Source organism: Bacillus thermotolerans (assembly GCF_000812025.2).
Taxonomy (GTDB): Bacteria; Bacillota; Bacilli; order Bacillales; family Domibacillaceae; genus Quasibacillus; species Quasibacillus thermotolerans.
On the sequence record NZ_JWJE02000039.1, the window covers coordinates 20,061 to 37,873 of the forward strand.

13 protein-coding genes, 1 other RNA gene and 1 other annotated feature are annotated in these 17,813 nt (G+C 45.1%); of the genes, 12 read left to right on the forward strand and 2 right to left on the reverse strand.

Translation table 11 applies throughout. The features are described from left to right. Nucleotides 1–24: 24 nt before the first annotated feature. On the forward strand, nt 25–669 hold the full coding sequence (locus tag QY97_RS14025; RefSeq protein WP_039235628.1) for a DUF421 domain-containing protein: 645 nt from the start codon (nt 25–27) through the stop codon (nt 667–669). An 8-nt stretch (nt 670–677) separates the two neighbouring features. Here the strand turns inward: QY97_RS14025 and spoVB are convergent, their stop codons facing one another. Beyond that, nucleotides 678–2,216: a stage V sporulation protein B gene (gene spoVB / locus QY97_RS14030; RefSeq protein ID WP_039235630.1), complete on the reverse strand. Its 1,539-nt coding sequence runs from the start codon at nt 2,214–2,216 to the stop codon at nt 678–680. A gap of 115 nt (nt 2,217–2,331) precedes the next feature. On the opposite strand from spoVB, the gene QY97_RS14035 reads away from it, so the two are divergent. The 8 genes from QY97_RS14035 (at nt 2,332) to dtd (ending at nt 12,440) form a co-directional block, all read left to right on the forward strand. Further along, a complete protein-coding gene (locus QY97_RS14035) occupies nt 2,332–2,643 on the forward strand; it encodes a post-transcriptional regulator (RefSeq protein ID WP_039235632.1) in 312 nt (103 codons plus the stop codon). Between the two features lie 140 nt (nt 2,644–2,783). Continuing rightward, nucleotides 2,784–5,048, forward strand: coding sequence for a protein translocase subunit SecDF (gene secDF, locus QY97_RS14040; RefSeq protein ID WP_039235633.1), 2,265 nt, complete (start codon nt 2,784–2,786; stop codon nt 5,046–5,048). A gap of 140 nt (nt 5,049–5,188) precedes the next feature. After that, nucleotides 5,189–6,097 carry a cation diffusion facilitator family transporter gene (locus tag QY97_RS14045; protein WP_039235635.1) on the forward strand — a complete coding sequence of 303 codons (909 nt, stop codon included), beginning with the start codon at nt 5,189–5,191 and terminating at the stop codon, nt 6,095–6,097. Nucleotides 6,098–6,119: 22 nt separating this feature from the next. Further along, nucleotides 6,120–6,458: a LapA family protein gene (locus QY97_RS14050; protein ID WP_039235636.1), complete on the forward strand. Its 339-nt coding sequence runs from the start codon at nt 6,120–6,122 to the stop codon at nt 6,456–6,458. A gap of 195 nt (nt 6,459–6,653) precedes the next feature. Next, nucleotides 6,654–9,023, forward strand: coding sequence for a single-stranded-DNA-specific exonuclease RecJ (recJ, locus tag QY97_RS14055; RefSeq protein WP_039235638.1), 2,370 nt, complete (start codon nt 6,654–6,656; stop codon nt 9,021–9,023). Beyond that, nucleotides 9,014–9,529, forward strand: coding sequence for an adenine phosphoribosyltransferase (locus tag QY97_RS14060; protein WP_039235639.1), 516 nt, complete (start codon nt 9,014–9,016; stop codon nt 9,527–9,529). The genes recJ and QY97_RS14060 overlap by 10 nt, the downstream gene beginning before the upstream one ends. Before the next feature lie 256 nt (nt 9,530–9,785). Further along, a complete protein-coding gene (locus QY97_RS14065; RefSeq protein WP_039235640.1) occupies nt 9,786–11,984 on the forward strand; it encodes a RelA/SpoT family protein in 2,199 nt (732 codons plus the stop codon). A gap of 15 nt (nt 11,985–11,999) precedes the next feature. Beyond that, nucleotides 12,000–12,440: a D-aminoacyl-tRNA deacylase gene (gene dtd / locus QY97_RS14070; protein ID WP_039235641.1), complete on the forward strand. Its 441-nt coding sequence runs from the start codon at nt 12,000–12,002 to the stop codon at nt 12,438–12,440. A gap of 71 nt (nt 12,441–12,511) precedes the next feature. Here the strand turns inward: dtd and QY97_RS14075 are convergent, their stop codons facing one another. Next, entirely contained in the window at nt 12,512–13,864 is a 1,353-nt protein-coding gene (locus tag QY97_RS14075; protein WP_039235642.1) for an N-acetylmuramoyl-L-alanine amidase, read from the reverse strand. A gap of 209 nt (nt 13,865–14,073) precedes the next feature. After that, nucleotides 14,074–14,306: a binding site (T-box leader), on the forward strand. Between the two features lie 59 nt (nt 14,307–14,365). Between QY97_RS14075 and hisS the strand changes: the two genes are divergently transcribed. From hisS to ssrS, 3 genes are all read left to right on the forward strand, one after another. Then, nucleotides 14,366–15,643 carry a histidine--tRNA ligase gene (hisS, locus tag QY97_RS14080; protein ID WP_039235644.1) on the forward strand — a complete coding sequence of 426 codons (1,278 nt, stop codon included), beginning with the start codon at nt 14,366–14,368 and terminating at the stop codon, nt 15,641–15,643. Continuing rightward, a complete protein-coding gene (gene aspS, locus QY97_RS14085; protein WP_039235646.1) occupies nt 15,644–17,419 on the forward strand; it encodes an aspartate--tRNA ligase in 1,776 nt (591 codons plus the stop codon). Between the two features lie 67 nt (nt 17,420–17,486). Then, nucleotides 17,487–17,674, forward strand: a non-coding RNA gene (gene ssrS / locus QY97_RS20010) — 6S RNA. Nucleotides 17,675–17,813 lie beyond the last annotated feature (139 nt).

The window sequence follows — 17,813 nt, forward strand, 5'->3', positions numbered from 1 at the left end:
ACAGAAGAATCGAAGGAGAATGTTATGACTTACTTGACGATTATATTTCGTGCGGTCTTCTTGTATATTGTTATCTTATTGATATTTCGGCTGATGGGCCGTAGAGAAATCGGAGAGCTTAGTATTCTGGATTTAGTGGTGTTTCTCATGATCGGTGAAATGGCGGTTGTAGCGATTGAACAGCATACAGACCCGCTTTTGCATTCGCTTATACCGATGTTCACGCTGGTCATTATCCAGCTCACACTGGCTCACTTTTCATTAAAGAGTGTGAGGTTTAGAGAAATGGTGGAAGGAAAGCCTGAAATCATTATTGATAAAGGTAAGATCAATGAAAAAGCGATGAAACGCCAGCGCTACAACTTCCATGATCTGCTGCTTCAGCTGCGAGAAAAGGATATCCGCTATATTGAAGAAGTGGAATATGCTATTCTAGAGCCGTCCGGCAGCTTATCCATTATGAAGAAGGACGAAAATGGTAAAAGCGGTACCTTTACTTTGCCGCTCATACTAGATGGTGTGGTTCAGTATGAACACTTAAAGATGATCAACCAGACAGAACAATGGCTCAAGCAAGAAGTAAAGAGAAGAGGCTACAAACAAATCAACCGTATTTCATTTTGCAGCTTTGATAATGGTCAGTTTTTCATTGATGAAAAGGATCAATGAAAACTGGCTTATTTTTTGAAAAAGGGAATCCTTTTCACATCCTGCTTCGTAATGAGGCCGCTCACAAATGAAAAAATAAGGTAAAGCAAGCATGTTGTGATTATTCCTGCTGCAAGATGTGGAAGCGGCGTTAAACCTGTCAGCCAGAGCCCGCTGACTATCTGGCTGGCGAAGTAGGAGATGACGAGAACGATGGTGAATTTTAAATACTGGCCTAAGTGAATAGTAAGAGAGATTTTTTTAAATACGACAGCCAGATGCAGGAGTGTAACAAGCACGATGCTCACAGAGATACCGAGTGCGGCTCCAAAGATCCCGAATTGGGGCTGTGAAGCAAAAATGAAAATCACAGCTAATTTAATGGCGCTTCCAATGAAGCTGTTTATCATTGCCGCATTTGCTAAGTTTAAGCCTTGAAGAACAGCTTGAAGAGGTCCCTGGTAATAATAAAATAAGAAAAAAGGCGCCATTAATTCGATAAAGCGAGAGCCGTTCGATGAATGGTACATAAATTTCATAAGCGGTTCTGCATACAGGAAGAGAACAAGGACCGCTAACCCTCCAGTCACAAGACAAAAACGCAGCGCCTCCTGAATTCGATGTTCAAGGAGCTTGTAATGCTTCTTCGCATAGGCCTCACTAACAGCTGGAACGAGAGAAGTGGACAGTGCCAATGTGACGAATGAAGGCAGGAACATAACCGGCAGGGCGTAACCGGTAAGAACTCCGTACTCTCTTGTAGCGGTTATGGCAGCTACTCCGGCGATAGCTAGACTTTGTGTAACAACAATCGGTTCAAAAAACCAGGACAGTGACCCGATCATCCGGCTGCCTGTGGATGGCAGAGCTACTTCAAGCAGCTCCTTTACAGTATCTTTACTTTTGTGGATAGTCTGGAAGAAACGCCGTCGGAGCAAAAAGGTTTTGTTTAACCGGAACATGCAGAGTAAATAAATCAGTGAAGCGAGCTCCCCAACAGCAGCTGCGGCCATTGCTCCGGCTGCTGCATACTCCACTCCGTAAGGCAGCATCTGCTTGGTAAACACAGCAATCAAGATAATGCGTGCGATTTGCTCGATGACTTGGGAGTAGGCAGCGGGCTTCATATTCTGCCGGCCTTGAAAGTAGCCTCTCAGCACAGAGGAGACAGCAATGATTGGGATGGCTGGCGAAATAGCTATTAAAGGATAATACGTGCGCGGATCGGTGAATAATGTTTCAGATAAGTAGGGAGCCAGCATCAGCAAAGCGGGCGTGAAAAGAAGTGACAAGGAAACAGTAATCGCTAATGAAACGGCTAGAATACGCTTCATTTTCGCTGTTTCTCCCCGGGCTTCAGCGGCCGCTATGCTTCTTGAGATCGCTACAGGGAGGCCGATTTGGGTAAGTGTGACGACAAGAATAAAGGTTGGAAAGACCATCATGTACAGGCCAACCCCTTCTTCCCCAATCAGCCGGGCAACGACAATCCGGTTGACAAAGCCCAGTATTTTCGTGATGAACATAGCCGCCATTAATACAAGAGTCCCTTTTAAAAACTTTGACATCTGTCTCCCTGCCTTCTCAAAATAGATGAATTGCTTTACAATGGTATATATATGCCTTTAAGTCGGGCAAGCATGACAAGTTCATTGATTCTTCTAAGTAAAAGGGGATGGGAGAATGGCAGAAGCGCATCCATATCAGCAGTATTTTCAGCAATTGCTGCCGGTGCTAAAGAGTAAAGTAGAAGAGTTCCGGCTGCTGAATTACGGTACAATCGATATTCCAACCCTGTGGGAATACTTAACGAAAAAGAAATGGAAAAAGCCTAAGGAGCACATACATATTTATGAGCTCGTTTCAGATATTGTAGCTACAACGCCTGGAGATTTCATGAGCTATAAAACGGTAGAGGCCTTTCGAGGTAAACACTGGTTTGGAGAAAATGGGCAGGGGGAATGGCAGGAACTGCTCGGTACGAAAAAGAATTGAGCAAAATTGACAGTCTGTATTTTCTGCTTCATAATAGTTTTGTTGAGGAATTCTGGTATCCTTTTACCAGAATTTTTTTTAGCCGTTTAAAGCTGTTTTAGTTGTTTAAGAGATGAGGGCACTAAGGAGGAAAGCAGAAAATGGTAAAACGCAGCCGGATCGTAGCCTTTTTTCTTATCGTACTGCTTTTAGCAAGTACAATTGGGCTTACGGCGAAGGACATTGTCAAAGACATAAAGCTCGGCCTTGATCTGCAGGGCGGTTTTGAAGTATTGTACGAGGTGAAACCGGCCGATGAAGGGCAAAAAATTACCGAGCAAGTGGTAGCAGACACAGCAGAAGCACTTGATAGACGGGTGAATGCTCTCGGGGTGAGCGAACCAAGCATTCAAATTGAGGAAGGAAACCGCATTCGGGTTCAGCTAGCGGGCGTAGAGGATCAGAATCAAGCCCGGGAAATGCTCTCGACTCAGGCGAAATTATCCTTCCGTGATGTGAATGATAAGCTCATGATGGACGGAAGTGACCTTGCAGAAGGAGGAGCCTCACAATCCTTCACGGAACAAGGAGCACCGAATGTTGTCTTGAAGCTGAAAAGTGCTGAGAAATTTAAGGAAGTAACTGAACATATTGTGAGCATGGCGCCTAATAACCAGCTCGTTATCTGGCTCGATTTTGAGGAAGGAACGGACTCTTTCCAGAAAGAAGTTCAGCAGGCTGATCCTAAATTCTTATCTGCGCCAAGCGTTAATGAAGTATTTAATACAAATGAAGTCACGATTGAAGGAAGCTTTTCGGTAGAGGAAGCACAAAACCTGGCTTCCATGTTAAATGCCGGTGCCCTTCCAGTAGAGTTAAATGAAGTGTACTCCACATCGGTTGGCGCACAATTTGGTGAAAAAGCCTTAAACCAAACGGTCTTTGCAGGAATTATCGGTATAGCACTAGTCTTCTTATTCATGTTAGTGTACTATCGTTTTCCAGGCCTTATCGCTATAATCACTCTTTCAGTCTATCTCTACTTAATTTTACTAGTGTTTGACTGGATGAATGCTGTACTGACATTGCCAGGGATTGCGGCATTAATTCTTGGGGTTGGTATGGCAGTGGATGCCAACATTATTACGTATGAACGGATCCGTGAAGAGTTAAAAGTAGGAAGAAGCCTGCGGGCTGCCTTTAAAGAAGGAAGTAAAAACTCATTCTTAACTATTTTTGATGCTAACATCACAACTATTTTGGCAGCAGCTGTCCTATTCTATTTTGGCACAAGCTCGGTTAAAGGTTTTGCGACTTCTCTAATTGTCAGCATCCTTGTCAGCTTTATCACTGCTGTATGGGGAACACGGCTATTACTTGGATTATTCGTTCAAAGCAATTGGCTGAAAGACAAGCCTGGCTGGTTCGGTGTTAAAAAGAGCGATATCAAGGATATTAGTGAAGGGTACCATATGCTAGATTTGCCAACACGTTTTGACCGGATTGACTTCGTGAAGCCCCATCGCAAGTTCTTTGCTCTATCTGCCGCACTGATTGTTGCCGGCGTGATAGTACTCGGTGTGTTCCGTTTAAATCTGGGCATTGATTTCTCCAGCGGCACACGTATGGAGATATTAGCAGAAGAGCCGCTGACAGAACAGGCTCTGGAGAAGGATTTGGAAGCAGTCAATCTTTCGACAGATGACATTGTCATTTCTGGCGATCAGAATGAAATCGGAGTTGCTCGTTTTAAGGAATCGTTCTCAAAGGATCAAGTGGCCGAAGTGAAGGAGCATTTTAGTGAAGTGTACGGCAATGAGCCGAACATCAGCACCGTTTCACCGGTGGTTGGTAAGGAACTGGCCAAGAATGCCGTATTCGCTCTGGCGATTGCGGCAATAGGAATCGTTTTATATGTCACGATTCGATTTGAAATTTACATGGCGCTCGGTGCGATTATTGCCTTGCTTCATGATGCCTTTTTCATTATTGCTTTCTTTAGTTTGACGCGCTTAGAGGTTGATCTGACCTTTATTGCCGCTGTATTGACGATCATCGGTTATTCCATTAATGACACAATCGTTATGTTTGACCGGATGCGGGAAAATTTAGCGAGAAAGAGGAAGATCAAAACCGAACAAGAACTTGAAGAAATCGTCAACAAAAGCTTGCGTCAAACATTAACACGTTCCTTCAATACGGTGATCACCGTCATGTTTGCTGTCATTGCTCTGCTTCTATTTGGAAGTGAAGCTATCCGTAACTTCTCGATTGCACTCTTTGTCGGTCTGATATCAGGCACATACTCTTCCTTATTTATTGCCGCACAGTTGTGGCTTGTATGGAAGAAGAAAGAGCTTAAGAAGAAAGGAACGCTTATTACTTACAAAGAGAAGAAGCAGTGGAGCGACGAACCGCAAGTATAATATGGAAGAATTGATAGCCCACTTGCAAGCCTGAACTCAGGTTTGCAAGTGGGCTTTATTGATGGTTGAGCAGCGTTTCTTATGAATCCTTTCTTTCTTGTTCATAATAACGATAGGAACGGGATGGAGGAGGATGAAAAGTGGAAAAAGAGGAACGATTTAAGAAGGCTGAATTTGCAGCGATGATTGGTGTTGTGGGCAATATTATTTTGGCGGCTATAAAGGGAGTATGCGGAGTGATCGGCAATAGTCGTGCATTAATTGCTGATGCTGCTCACTCGGCATCTGATGTAGCAGGATCGCTTGCCGTTTGGGTAGGCCTAAAGGCAGCAAAACGGCCGCCTGATGAAGACCATCCGTATGGTCATGGTAAGGCGGAATCCATTGCAGCGATTATTGTGGCGGTACTGCTTGTCCTCGTTGGAGTAGAAATAGCCAGTTCATCCGTTAAAGCTTTCTTTGAGCCGATTGAGCCGCCGGGAGCTATTGCCATTTATGCGGTTATTTTTTCAATCGTGGTGAAGGAGGCGATGTTTCAATACAAGTATCGTTTGGGAAAAAGAGTAAAGAGTGATGCGCTGATTGCGAACGCCTACGAGCATCGCTCAGATGTATACTCTTCCATTGCCGCATTAGTTGGAATTGGTGCGGCGATGCTAGGCGGAGTCCTGGATATTGATTGGCTTGTATACGGGGATCCGGTCGCTGGCCTGGTCGTTTCAATCCTTGTACTGAAAATTGCCTGGAATATAGGTAAGGAATCTATTCATGCTACTCTTGACCATGTCCTTCATGAGGAAGAAACGCTTCCTTTTAAGGAGGCTGTCCTGTCTATACCAGATGTCCGAAAGGTGAATGCCCTTTATGCGAGGGAGCACGGACACTATGTCATTATTGATTTGAAAATTGCGGTGGATCCGCATATTACGGTAGAAGAAGGACATAAGATCGGAAAAAGAGTGAAGAAGAAGCTCTTGGAGATGGACAATGTTCAAGATGCATTTATTCATATAAATCCTAATCAGCCGGCGGTGGGAGGAAGTAAATAAAAGAAGAGAGGAGACGAAATGGATGAAGAACCAAACAACGTTACTGCTTGTCATTCTCTTTGCTCTAATTGTTGCCTTATTTGCGGTGGTCAATGTGAATACGGTAACCGTTAACTATGTGTTTGGGCAGGCGGAGTGGCCGCTTGTCATGGTCATCCTTTTCTCTGTTTTGATGGGGGGACTTATTTCGGGACTGATCGGTATTTTCCGGACAGTGAGCCTGAAACGACAGAATCACGTGCTGATTGACCGGATTGAAAAATTAAAAAAGGAAATTCAAGATAGGAAAGAGGAAAAAAGAGACAGTGGGAATGTCAGTGAAAGGCAGAGGACGGTGCCTGACGGGGATGGCAGCGCCTAAATGGGCAGGGGAGAGCCGGCATGAATCCTGGGTAACAGGGGGTGTGCAGGCTCTCTTTGCTGCTTGCTGCTTTTTCGACTGTTCGTCTATACGAAGGCCTTCCTCTAGAAAGTCATTTTGTCTGCTGATTTCAATAGACGTGCATTGAATTGGCTATCTCCCTCTTGTATAATAGTAAGGCTGAGGAGTGAGGGGATGTTAAAATCAAAGACTCGCTGGAAAGTCTATCAAACCGATGAACAGAAAAAAAATCAGTTAGCAGAACAATTAAATATCAGTCCGCTGCTTGCCTCATTGTTAGTGAATCGTGGAATGACTGAAGCGGAAGCAGCGAAACGTTTTTTATATGATCATGAAAGTGAATTTCATGATCCGTTTTTATTCAATGATATGAAGAAAGCGATTGACCGTATACAAGAAGCGATCGCTCAAGAAGAGCCGATCTTAATTTTTGGAGATTATGATGCAGATGGTGTCAGCAGTACCTCCGTCATGATGACGGTGCTGACAGATTTGGGAGCGAATGTAGACTTTTATATTCCGAACCGCTTTACCGAAGGATATGGACCGAATGAGCAGGCGTTTCGCCAGGCGAAGGAGCAGGGCTACAGGCTGATTATTACGGTGGATACGGGGATTGCTGCTGTTAAAGAAGCGAAGATAGCCGCAGACATTGGGCTCGACTTAATTATTACTGACCACCATGAACCCGGTCCTGAGCTTCCAGAAGCGCTGGCCATTATCCATCCGAAGCTGTCAGAAGACTATCCGTTTTCTTATTTGGCAGGTGTCGGTGTGGCCTTTAAGACAGCCCACGCGCTGTACGGCTATGTTCCGGAGCACTTGCTTGACTTGGCCGCTATTGGAACGGTTGCTGATTTGGTGCCTCTTGTGGGAGAAAACCGCATGATCGCCAAGGCGGGTATTAAGAAGCTCCAGCGTACGACAAGACCGGGTATTGAGGCGTTATTAAAGCTGACTTCTACTAAAAGAGAGACTATTAATGAAGAAACGATTGGCTTTATGATCGCGCCTCGTATCAATGCAGCCGGGCGTCTCGCTGATGCGGATCCAGCTGTAGAATTAATGCTCACCACTGAGAAAGACACAGCGGAGCACCTAGCACAAGAGATTGACGCGATGAATAAAGAACGTCAAGCTATCGTTTCGGACATTGCTGAAGAAGCGATCCGGATGGTGCAGGAAAGATATCCTCCTGAGGAGTATCCTGTGATTGTAGTAGGAAAAGAAGGGTGGAATGCAGGGGTTATTGGTATTGTGGCCTCTAGGCTGGTCGAGCAGTTTTACCGGCCCGCCATTGTGCTGAGCTTCGACCCTGAAACAAACAAAGCTAAGGGATCGGCGAGAAGTATTGCTGGTTTCGACTTGTTCAAGAATTTGTCGGCATGCCGGGAACTGCTTCCCCACTTTGGCGGACATCCGATGGCAGCAGGCATGACGCTGGAAAGATCAGATGTAGATGAACTGAGAGAGCGGCTTTGCAAGGCGGCAAAAGAACAGCTAACAGCGGAGGAGCTCGTTCCGTTAACGGAGTTGGATGCAGTGGTGCCCCTGGAGGAGATTAGTCTCTCTGCTATCGAGCAGCTAAATATGCTGGCGCCGTACGGGATGAACAACCCTAAGCCGAAGGTGTTAATTAAGAAGGCAGGATTTTCTGCTTTGCGTAAGATTGGCGCAGATCATACACACCTTAAAATCCAGCTTGAAAATGAAGCAGGATCACTTGACGGAATTGGTTTTGGTCTGGGGCATTACGCAGATCATATTGCACCTTTCTCGAAGGTGTCTGTCATTGGAGAGCTCTCTGTTAATGAGTGGAATAATATACGCAAGCCGCAGATTTTCGTCAAAGATTTGGAAGTGGACGAATGGCAATTATTCGATATGAGAGGGCACCGCGATATAAAGAGGTGGATGCATCAAGTGCCGGAAGAACGGACATTGATTGTTTTTAGAGAACAGACGGTACGAGAATTGCACCTAGAGAAGGAGACGGCAGAGGAAGTGCTTTTCATAGACGGAGTGGAAAAGACACAAGAGTTTTCTGTTCAAGGAAAAAATCTTGTATTTCTTGATTTGCCTCCTTCTTTAGAGATCATAGAAGCATTGATCAGAAACGGATGCCCTGCGCGGATGTATGTCCACTTTCACCAGAAAGACAGCCACTTCTTCAGTACGATGCCCACTAGGGAGCATTTTAAATGGCTGTATGCTTTTTTATTTAAACGGAAAAGCTTTGACTTAAAAAAGCATGGCGATGCTCTTGCAGCGCATCGAGGCTGGTCTAGAGAAACAATAGACTTTATGTCGAAAGTGTTTTTTGAACTTGACTTTGTTACAATAAATGAGGGAATCGTTCATTTAAATGAAAAGGCTCCGAAGCGGGACTTGGACCAATCACCGGCCTACCAATATAAGAAGAAGCAATTAGAGCTCGAGAATAAGCTTCTATATTCATCTTATCAGGAATTAAAGTCCTGGCTGGATGAGCTTGTTGTACGCACCCCTGTTGAAAATGAGGAGGAAATGAAATCATGGATTTAAAACAATATATTAAAATTGTGCCGGACTGGCCAAAACCTGGGATTAAATTTAAGGACATCACTCCTTTAATGGCAGATGGAGAAGCATTTCGCTATGCAACAGATCAAATCGTAGAATTTGCCAAAGAGAAGAACATCGATTTGATTGTTGGTCCTGAAGCCCGCGGCTTTATCGTCGGCTGCCCAGTGGCTTATTCCTTGGGAGTGGGCTTTGCTCCTGTGCGCAAAGACGGCAAGCTGCCGCGTGAAACAGTAAAAGTTTCTTATGGCAAGGAATACGGTGAAGATCTTTTGACGATTCATAAAGATGCCGTAAAACCGGGACAGCGTGTGCTGATCACTGACGACCTGCTAGCGACAGGAGGAACCATTGAAGCAACGATCAAGCTTGTTGAACAGCTGGGCGGTGTGGTAGCCGGCATTGCTTTCCTTGTAGAGCTTTCCTATTTAGAGGGCCGCAGCAAACTAGATGGTTATGATGTATTAACATTGATTCCGTATGAATAATAATTGAGAGACTGCCCTGAATGTCGGGAAGAGCCGGCTTTCGGGCATCTCTTTTTTTTATAAGCATTTTCTTGGAAGCAACACCTCCTTCTAACATAAGTGTGACAATGAGATGAAAGTTTTCGACAAATTTTTTCATTTTTTTAGAAAATGCGTGAGATACCTTTACATCTGCCGCGTTTTTTTCGATAATAGGAAATATTAGAATCTTTAAAGGGACTTAAAAATATTTTTAAATGACAAAGGTGAGTAATATATGGCGAAAGATCGGGTATTGACTGTCGATGAAGTATTTGAGAAGACGAGGAAGTATTTAAATGGAGAACACGTCAAGCTCGTAGAAGATGCCTACCAGTATGCGGCAGAAGCACATAAGGAGCAGTATCGAAAGTCAGGGGAACCTTACATTATACACCCGATTCAAGTCGCTGGGATATTGGCCGATTTAGAGATGGACCCGGCTACTGTGGCAGCCGGCTTTTTACATGACGTGGTGGAAGATACGGATATAACCTTAGAGGACATGGAAAGAGAGTTCGGCCATGAGGTAGCCATGCTTGTTGATGGAGTAACGAAGCTTGGAAAGATTAAATATAAGTCGAAGGAAGAACAGCAGGCGGAGAACCATCGGAAAATGTTCGTAGCAATGGCACAGGATATCCGGGTGATCCTAATCAAGCTGGCAGACCGTTTGCACAATATGCGGACACTGAAGCACCTGCCCGCTGAGAAACAGAGGCGTATTTCTAACGAAACATTGGAAATTTTTGCACCGCTCGCTCACCGGCTTGGAATTTCCAAGATCAAATGGGAGCTCGAGGACGTGGCGCTCCGTTACTTAAATCCCCAGCAATATTACCGGATTGTCAATTTAATGAAGCGGAAACGGGCGGAGCGGGAACAATATTTAGAAGAGGTCATTGACGATGTCCAGGATCGTTTAGATGAATTGTCTATCAAAGCGGAGCTGTCAGGACGTCCGAAGCATATTTATAGCATTTATCGGAAGATGGCGCTTCAGCATAAGCAGTTTAATGAGATTTACGACCTGCTAGCCGTGCGTGTAATTGTCGATAGCATTAAAGATTGCTATGCGGTGCTAGGCATTATCCACACATGCTGGAAGCCAATGCCCGGACGCTTTAAAGATTATATCGCTATGCCAAAAACGAATATGTACCAGTCTCTTCATACAACGGTTATCGGTCCAAAAGGTGACCCGCTCGAGGTGCAAATCCGTACGAAAGAAATGCACCGCATTGCTGAGTACGGGGTAGCTGCTCATTGGGCATACAAAGAAGGCAAGACGGTAGATCAAGAGGCTTCCTTCGATAAGAAGATGTCTTGGTTCCGGGAAATTATGGAGTTTCAGAACGAATCTGCTGATGCAGAAGAATTCATGGAATCTTTAAAAATCGACTTGTTTTCGGATATGGTTTTCGTATTTACACCGAAAGGCGATGTCATTGAACTGCCAAAAGGGTCGGTGCCGCTAGACTTTGCTTATCGGATCCATTCGGAAGTGGGGAACAAGACCATTGGTGCGAAGGTGAACGGAAAAATGGTCACGCTCGATTACAAGCTCCAAACGAGCGATATTGTCGAAATTCTTACATCTAAGCATTCTTATGGACCGAGCACAGACTGGCTGAAGATGGTGCAAACAACACAGGCTAAAAATAAGATTAAGCAATTCTTCAAAAAGCAGAACAAAGAAGAAAACATTATTAAGGGACGCGAACAAGTCGAAAGAGAAATTAAGAATATGGACTTTGACGTTAAAGATGTTATTACTATGGAAAACGTTAAGCGTGTAGCGGAAAAGTTCAATTTCTCTAATGAAGAAGACATGTATGCAGCTGTAGGCTATAACGGTATTACCGCTCTGCAGGTAGCCAACCGTTTAACCGAAAAACTGCGAAAGCAGCGGGATGAGGAAATTCTTGCTCAAGAAGCATTGAAGGATCTCAAAACCGTTCCAGCTACTCGAGTGAATACGAAGAAGAGCACGGGCGTGACAGTAAAGGGGATTGATAACCTGCTAGTTCGTCTGTCTCGCTGCTGTAATCCTGTTCCGGGCGACGATATTGTCGGCTATATTACAAAAGGGCGTGGAGTATCTGTACACCGTTCGGATTGCCCGAATGTAACGGGAGAGAATTCAGAAGACCGGCTGATCGAAGTGGAATGGGAAAGCGGAGCTGCTAATCAGAAAGAATATACAGTAGGAATAGAGATTTCAGGTTATGATCGGCAGGGCCTTCTAAATGAAGTGCTGCAGGCAGTCAGTGAAACAAAAACGAATATTTCTACCGTTTCAGGAAGATCCGACCGCAATAAGATGGCGAGGATTGACATAACTATCTATATTCATAATGTCAATCATTTACACAAAGTTGTGGAACGCATTAAACAAATTCCAGACGTGTATTCTGTACACCGAACTTTAAGCTAAGGGTGTTTTTAAAAGATGAAAGTTGTATTGCAAAGAAGTAAAGAAGCCTCTGTGAAGGTAGCAGGCGAACTCGTAGGACACATTGATCAAGGGCTTGTGCTGCTCGTTGGAGTGACTCACGAGGACGGAGAAGAAGAAGCGGCCTACCTGGCAGAGAAAATTGTTCACTTACGGATTTTTGAAGATGAGGAAGGTAAAATGAACCGCTCTCTTTTAGACACAGGTGGTGATATCCTCTCTGTGTCTCAATTCACCTTGTATGGAGATTGCCGAAAAGGGCGGCGTCCGAATTTTATGGCTGCGGCCAAGGGAGAGCAGGCAGAAAAAGTATATGACCGCTTCAATGAACTGCTTAGAGAAAAAGGGGTCCGTGTAGCTACGGGACAATTTGGTGCTATGATGGATGTCTCGCTTGTAAATGATGGTCCCGTTACCTTGATTTTAGAAAGTAAATAGTTCGCTTCCTAAGCGGCGAAGCAATAACAAAAGCCTCCGCTCCTACTTCAGTAGGAGCGGAGGCTTTTTGATTAGTTACTAAAGTAAGATTGAAGGCCGTAATAAATGCCGTTTGTCACCATCTCCTGGTAAGGAGTTGTGACGATGGCGGCTTCTTCCTGCGGATTATTTAAATAACCCAGTTCCAATAGGATAGCTGGCTGGCTATTTTCACGAATGACATGGTAATCGCCGTGGCGAACACCACGATTGCGGGCAGAAAGCTGCTGATCTAAGCCGCTGTTTACCTCGTTAGCCAGCTGACGGTGATTTGCGTGGTAATAATAGGTAGTAAAACCTCTCGCGCCAGCATGTTCAACTGTGCTGTCATAATGCAAACTAATGAATGCATCAGCTCCGTGGTATCTGGCAGCTGCTGTGCGGGAAGGTAAAGACACGTGCTCATCATGAGAGCGAGTAAGAATAACATTCGCTCCAGCATGCTTTAATTTACCATATAATCGTTCGGCTGTTTTAAGCGTAATGACCTTTTCTAATGTACCTTGCGCGCCAATCGTCCCGCTGTCTACTCCACCATGTCCCGGGTCGAGCACGATCGTTTTACCTGCTAACCCTGGGGAGTCATTGCTGGCCGCAGCTACATTGCTGGATTCATCTGGTGCTTCCTCGGCTGACTCATTTGTAGAGACAACCCAGCTTGCCACATATGCTGCCTGTCCGCTGGCTAAGCTAATTTCATACCAATCACCTGATCGAGCACGGATTGGGTAACGCTCACCTTGGGATCCTTGGGCAACGATGGAGGAGGAAGTATCCGGTCCGGAACGAAGGTTGGTGCCCTCGTATAGAATAATTGCCATCCCCTCAGCGGGCTCGCTGCTAGGAGCGGGAGCGGCCGAAGCCTGTTCTGTTTTTTCGTTTAATCGAACAAACTGTTTGCTTACCCAGGCGTCTTGACCATTATAACTGATGCTTACCCAGTCACCCTCCACAGATGAAACGGTCACTTGATCGCCTATATGCAGCTTTCCAAGTACAGTTGAGGACAGAGAAGGCTCACTGCGTACATTCAAGTTGTCGGCTGTAATAGCCGCTGTTTCACCAGAAGATCCTTGAACTTGTGCTGGCTCAGAAGCTGGAGAATTACCGTTTTTTACGCTGACAAGATAACCGGCTATCCAGCCTTTTGTTCCGTCAGAGAGCTGAATTTGATACCAGTCGTTTTCTTCCCCGATGATCTCATATTGAGCATGGCGCTGTACTTGTCCTACTAAACTTGAAGAAGTGCTCGGTTCACCGCGGAGGTTGGCTTTATCAACCGCCACCTCTAAAGTTGCCGTGCCCTCAGCCTGAGCTGCCGCTGCCGGCAGAAGAATAAATAATAGCAGGAAAGAGACAAATATAGTTATGTATTTTTTTTCCATGATCCACCACCCAAAATAATAAATACCATGTATATTTTAACATCTAAGTGATTATTTTGGTTGAGTAAAAAAACATTTTTTTGAAATTAAGCAAAAGGTCATTAAATGAGAAGAAAAATATCATAGATTGTCGAAGTTACCAAAAAAGTCGCTTGAATGCTTCTTTAAAGTTTCTTATAATGGGAACGTTAGTAGTAAATAATTGAATGATAAAACTGGTAATGGAGAAAAGTAGTTAAGAATCGCACGTGCAGAGAGGAATAGCCTAGGCTGAAAGTTATTCCCGTCAGCGCCTTAATGAATGAACACTCCGGAGGTTTTTCTTTGAACGAAGCATCGCTTTTAATAGGAGAAAACGTAAGCAGGCGTTAACTGGAAAAGTGAAAGCTGTAAAAAGCTTTAACTAGGGTGGTACCACGGGAATAAGACTCTCGTCCCTTGTCTTTGGGATGAAGAGTTTTTTTATTTGGAAAAAATGAACAGCGCTAAGGAGGAATCAGGATGAGTGTAAATATTCCACGCGGCACACAGGATATCCTGCCAGGCACCGTTGAAAAGTGGCAGCGTCTTGAACGAATAGCTACAGATATTTGCCGAACTTATCAATACAAGGAAATACGGACCCCGATCTTTGAACATACTGAGTTATTTCAGCGTAATGTCGGTAATACAACAGACATTGTGCAGAAGGAGATGTACACATTTACAGATCGCGGAGACCGCAGCCTGACTCTTCGTCCAGAAGGCACAGCCGCTGTTGTGCGCTCTTTCGTAGAGAACAAGATGTATGGTGATCCGAATCAGCCAGTCAAGCTGTACTACAACGGACCGATGTTCCGCTATGAGCGCCCGCAATCAGGACGCTACCGCCAGTTTGTCCAATTTGGTGTAGAGGCGATTGGCAGTGAAGATCCAGCCATCGATGCAGAAGTTCTTTCACTTGTGATGGACATTTACCGGGCGGCTGGGTTAAAGAAAATAGAGCTGGTTGTCAACTCATTAGGTGATCAGGAAAGCCGCCAGGCACACCGTGAGGCGCTGATCAATCATTTTGAGCCGCAAATCGGAGAGTTTTGCGAGGATTGTCAAAGCCGTCTGGAGAAGAATCCTCTTAGGATCCTGGACTGCAAAAAAGACCGTGAGCATGAACTGATGAAAACAGCTCCGTCTATTTTAGATTATTTAAATGATTACTCGCGTACATATTTTGAAAAAGTACAGAGTTATTTAACAGCTCTTGATATCCCATTTACTATCGATCCGACACTTGTGCGGGGCCTTGATTATTACAATCACACGGCATTTGAGATTATGAGCAGTGCGGAAGGGTTCGGAGCTATCACCACTCTTTGTGGAGGCGGTCGCTATAATGGGCTTGTCAGTCAAATGGGCGGGCCTGACGCACCAGGCATCGGCTTTGCCTTCAGTATGGAAAGGCTGCTTGCAGCGATTGAGGCAGAAGGGGTTGAATGGCAGACCGATGATCGTTTGGATTGCTATTTAGTGTCCGTTGGCGAGAAGGCAAAGGATTATACGGTTAAGCTTCTGCATGACCTTCGTCTAGAAGGAATTGAGGCAGAACGCGATTATCAAAACCGAAAAGTTAAAGCCCAATTTAAAGCGGCTGACCGGGTTCAGGCAAGATTTGTTGCCGTTCTTGGGGAAGATGAATTAGAACAAAACAAAATTAATTTGAAAGATATGGAAACAGGCGAGCAGGAAGAAATACCATTAGACGAGTTAACCAGCACGCTGTTGAAGAAATTGGAGGCGAAGTAAATGTTCGGCAGATCATATGAGTGCGGGAGAGTAACAGAACAGCATATCGGAGAAAAAGTAACATTAAAGGGCTGGGTACAGCGCCGCAGAGATTTAGGAGGCGTCATCTTCCTTGACCTGCGCGATCGTACTGGTATTGTGCAGGTAGTATTTAGTCCTGAGACATCTGAAGAAGCGCTGGCTGTGGCTGAGAAAGTGCGTAATGAATACGTACTTGATGTGCAGGGAGTCGTAGTAGCGCGTGACGATGAAACGATTAATGAAAATCTCCCTACTGGCAAGATTGAAGTCCAGGCAAAGGAAGTAACCATTTTAAACGAAGCTAAAACGCCTCCGTTCCCTATAGAAGACCGAGTAGAGGTGTCAGAAGACATTCGTTTGAAGTACCGTTACATGGACCTTCGCCGTCCGGCCATGTATGAAACGCTGAAAATGCGCAGCGATGTAACAAAAGCGATTCGCGACTTTCTTGATGATGAAGGTTTCCTAGATGTAGAAACACCTATTTTAACGAAAAGCACACCCGAAGGCGCTCGCGATTATCTGGTACCTAGCCGCGTACATGATGGGGAGTTCTATGCTCTTCCGCAATCTCCGCAAATTTTCAAGCAGCTGCTGATGGTATCAGGGTTTGACCGGTATTACCAGATTGCCCGCTGTTTCCGTGACGAGGACTTGCGTGCAGACCGTCAGCCGGAGTTCACACAAGTGGACGTTGAGGCAAGCTTCATGAGCCAGGAAGATATTATGTCCATGACGGAAGCTATGCTGAAGCAGGTCATGAAACGGGTGAAAGGTGTGGAACTCACAGAAGCGTTCCCGCGTATCACATATGATGAAGCAATGAATCGCTTCGGTTCTGATAAGCCGGATACACGCTTTGGCATGGAGCTGGTAGACGTATCAGAACAAGTAAAGGATTCCGGGTTTAAAGTGTTTGCAGGTGCAGTCGCAAATGGCGGCCAAGTCAAGCTGATTAATGTAAAAGGCGGTGCTGCAGATTATTCCCGCAAGGATATTGATGCATTAACTGAATTTGCAGCTGTGTATGGAGCGAAGGGTCTTGCTTGGCTGAAAGTAGAAGCTGACGGCCTAAAGGGGCCAATTGCCAAGTTCTTTGCTGAAGAAGAACAGAATGGTCTAATTACTGCTGCTGGAGCAGTAGAAGGGGACTTGCTTCTATTCGTTGCTGATAAGAAATCTGTCGTAGCGGATGCGCTTGGTGCTCTTCGCCTAAAGCTTGGGAAAGAACGCGGTCTTATTGATGAGAGCAAATATAACTTCCTTTGGGTCACAGACTGGCCTCTTCTTGAATACGATGAGGATGCTGGCCGCTATTTTGCTGCGCATCACCCATTTACGATGCCGTTCCGGGAGGATCTATCCCTTCTTGAGGAAGAGCCGGAAAAGGTACGAGCTCAAGCTTATGACATTGTATTGAACGGTTATGAACTTGGCGGGGGCTCTATTCGTATTTTCGAGCGCGATGTTCAGGAGAAAATGTTTAAAGTGCTTGGTTTTTCAGATGAAGAGGCTAAAGCTCAATTCGGCTTTCTGCTTGATGCTTTTGAATACGGTACACCTCCGCATGGCGGTATCGCGCTCGGACTAGACCGGATGGTGATGCTCCTTGCAGGCCGTACGAATCTGCGCGATACGATTGCTTTCCCGAAAACAGCAAGCGCAAGCGATTTGTTAATGGACGCACCTAGTGAAGTGAGCGAAGCACAGCTGGAGGAATTAAACTTAAGAATCCGTGAAACAGCCAAGAAATGATTTTTAAATATTTAGACAATTAACTTGCGCAGAAATGATAAATATGATATCATTTTTTCAACGAAGGGACATCCTGATGTGTACGTTAGCTTTTACTATCTGTTTTGACCGAACACTATATGTGAAGGGAGCCCGTGTCTGCAAGCTGCGTACATGCCTCTGGTAAGAGGACTTACAAGGCAAGCAGCAGGGTACCCACCTGCGGAGAGCGGGTTCAAAACACATAGCTTCTAAGACGGCACGATCGGGAGAAGCCCTTCCGTATAAGGATAGTCTACAAAAGCCTTCTTCAGTGAAGGCTTTTTCTTGTGTGCCAGGCATGGCAACTATCTAGGTGGTGAGAGTCCACTGTGGGGGTACACATCGACCAACCACTAAGGAAGCGCAAGGTACT

Bases quoted from the DNA above. Each gene is read 5' to 3' on its own strand.
- spoVB (WP_039235630.1), bottom strand. From the start codon at position 2,216: ATGTCAAAGTTTTTAAAAGGGACTCTTGTATTAATGGCGGCTATGTTC.
- hisS (WP_039235644.1), top strand. From the start codon at position 14,366: ATGAGTGTAAATATTCCACGCGGCACACAGGATATCCTGCCAGGCACC.
- secDF (WP_039235633.1), top strand. From the start codon at position 2,784: ATGGTAAAACGCAGCCGGATCGTAGCCTTTTTTCTTATCGTACTGCTT.
- QY97_RS14025 (WP_039235628.1), top strand. From the start codon at position 25: ATGACTTACTTGACGATTATATTTCGTGCGGTCTTCTTGTATATTGTT.
- QY97_RS14075 (WP_039235642.1), bottom strand. From the start codon at position 13,864: ATGGAAAAAAAATACATAACTATATTTGTCTCTTTCCTGCTATTATTT.
- dtd (WP_039235641.1), top strand. From the start codon at position 12,000: ATGAAAGTTGTATTGCAAAGAAGTAAAGAAGCCTCTGTGAAGGTAGCA.
- QY97_RS14065 (WP_039235640.1), top strand. From the start codon at position 9,786: ATGGCGAAAGATCGGGTATTGACTGTCGATGAAGTATTTGAGAAGACG.
- recJ (WP_039235638.1), top strand. From the start codon at position 6,654: ATGTTAAAATCAAAGACTCGCTGGAAAGTCTATCAAACCGATGAACAG.
- aspS (WP_039235646.1), top strand. From the start codon at position 15,644: ATGTTCGGCAGATCATATGAGTGCGGGAGAGTAACAGAACAGCATATC.
- QY97_RS14050 (WP_039235636.1), top strand. From the start codon at position 6,120: ATGAAGAACCAAACAACGTTACTGCTTGTCATTCTCTTTGCTCTAATT.
- QY97_RS14035 (WP_039235632.1), top strand. From the start codon at position 2,332: ATGGCAGAAGCGCATCCATATCAGCAGTATTTTCAGCAATTGCTGCCG.
- QY97_RS14060 (WP_039235639.1), top strand. From the start codon at position 9,014: ATGGATTTAAAACAATATATTAAAATTGTGCCGGACTGGCCAAAACCT.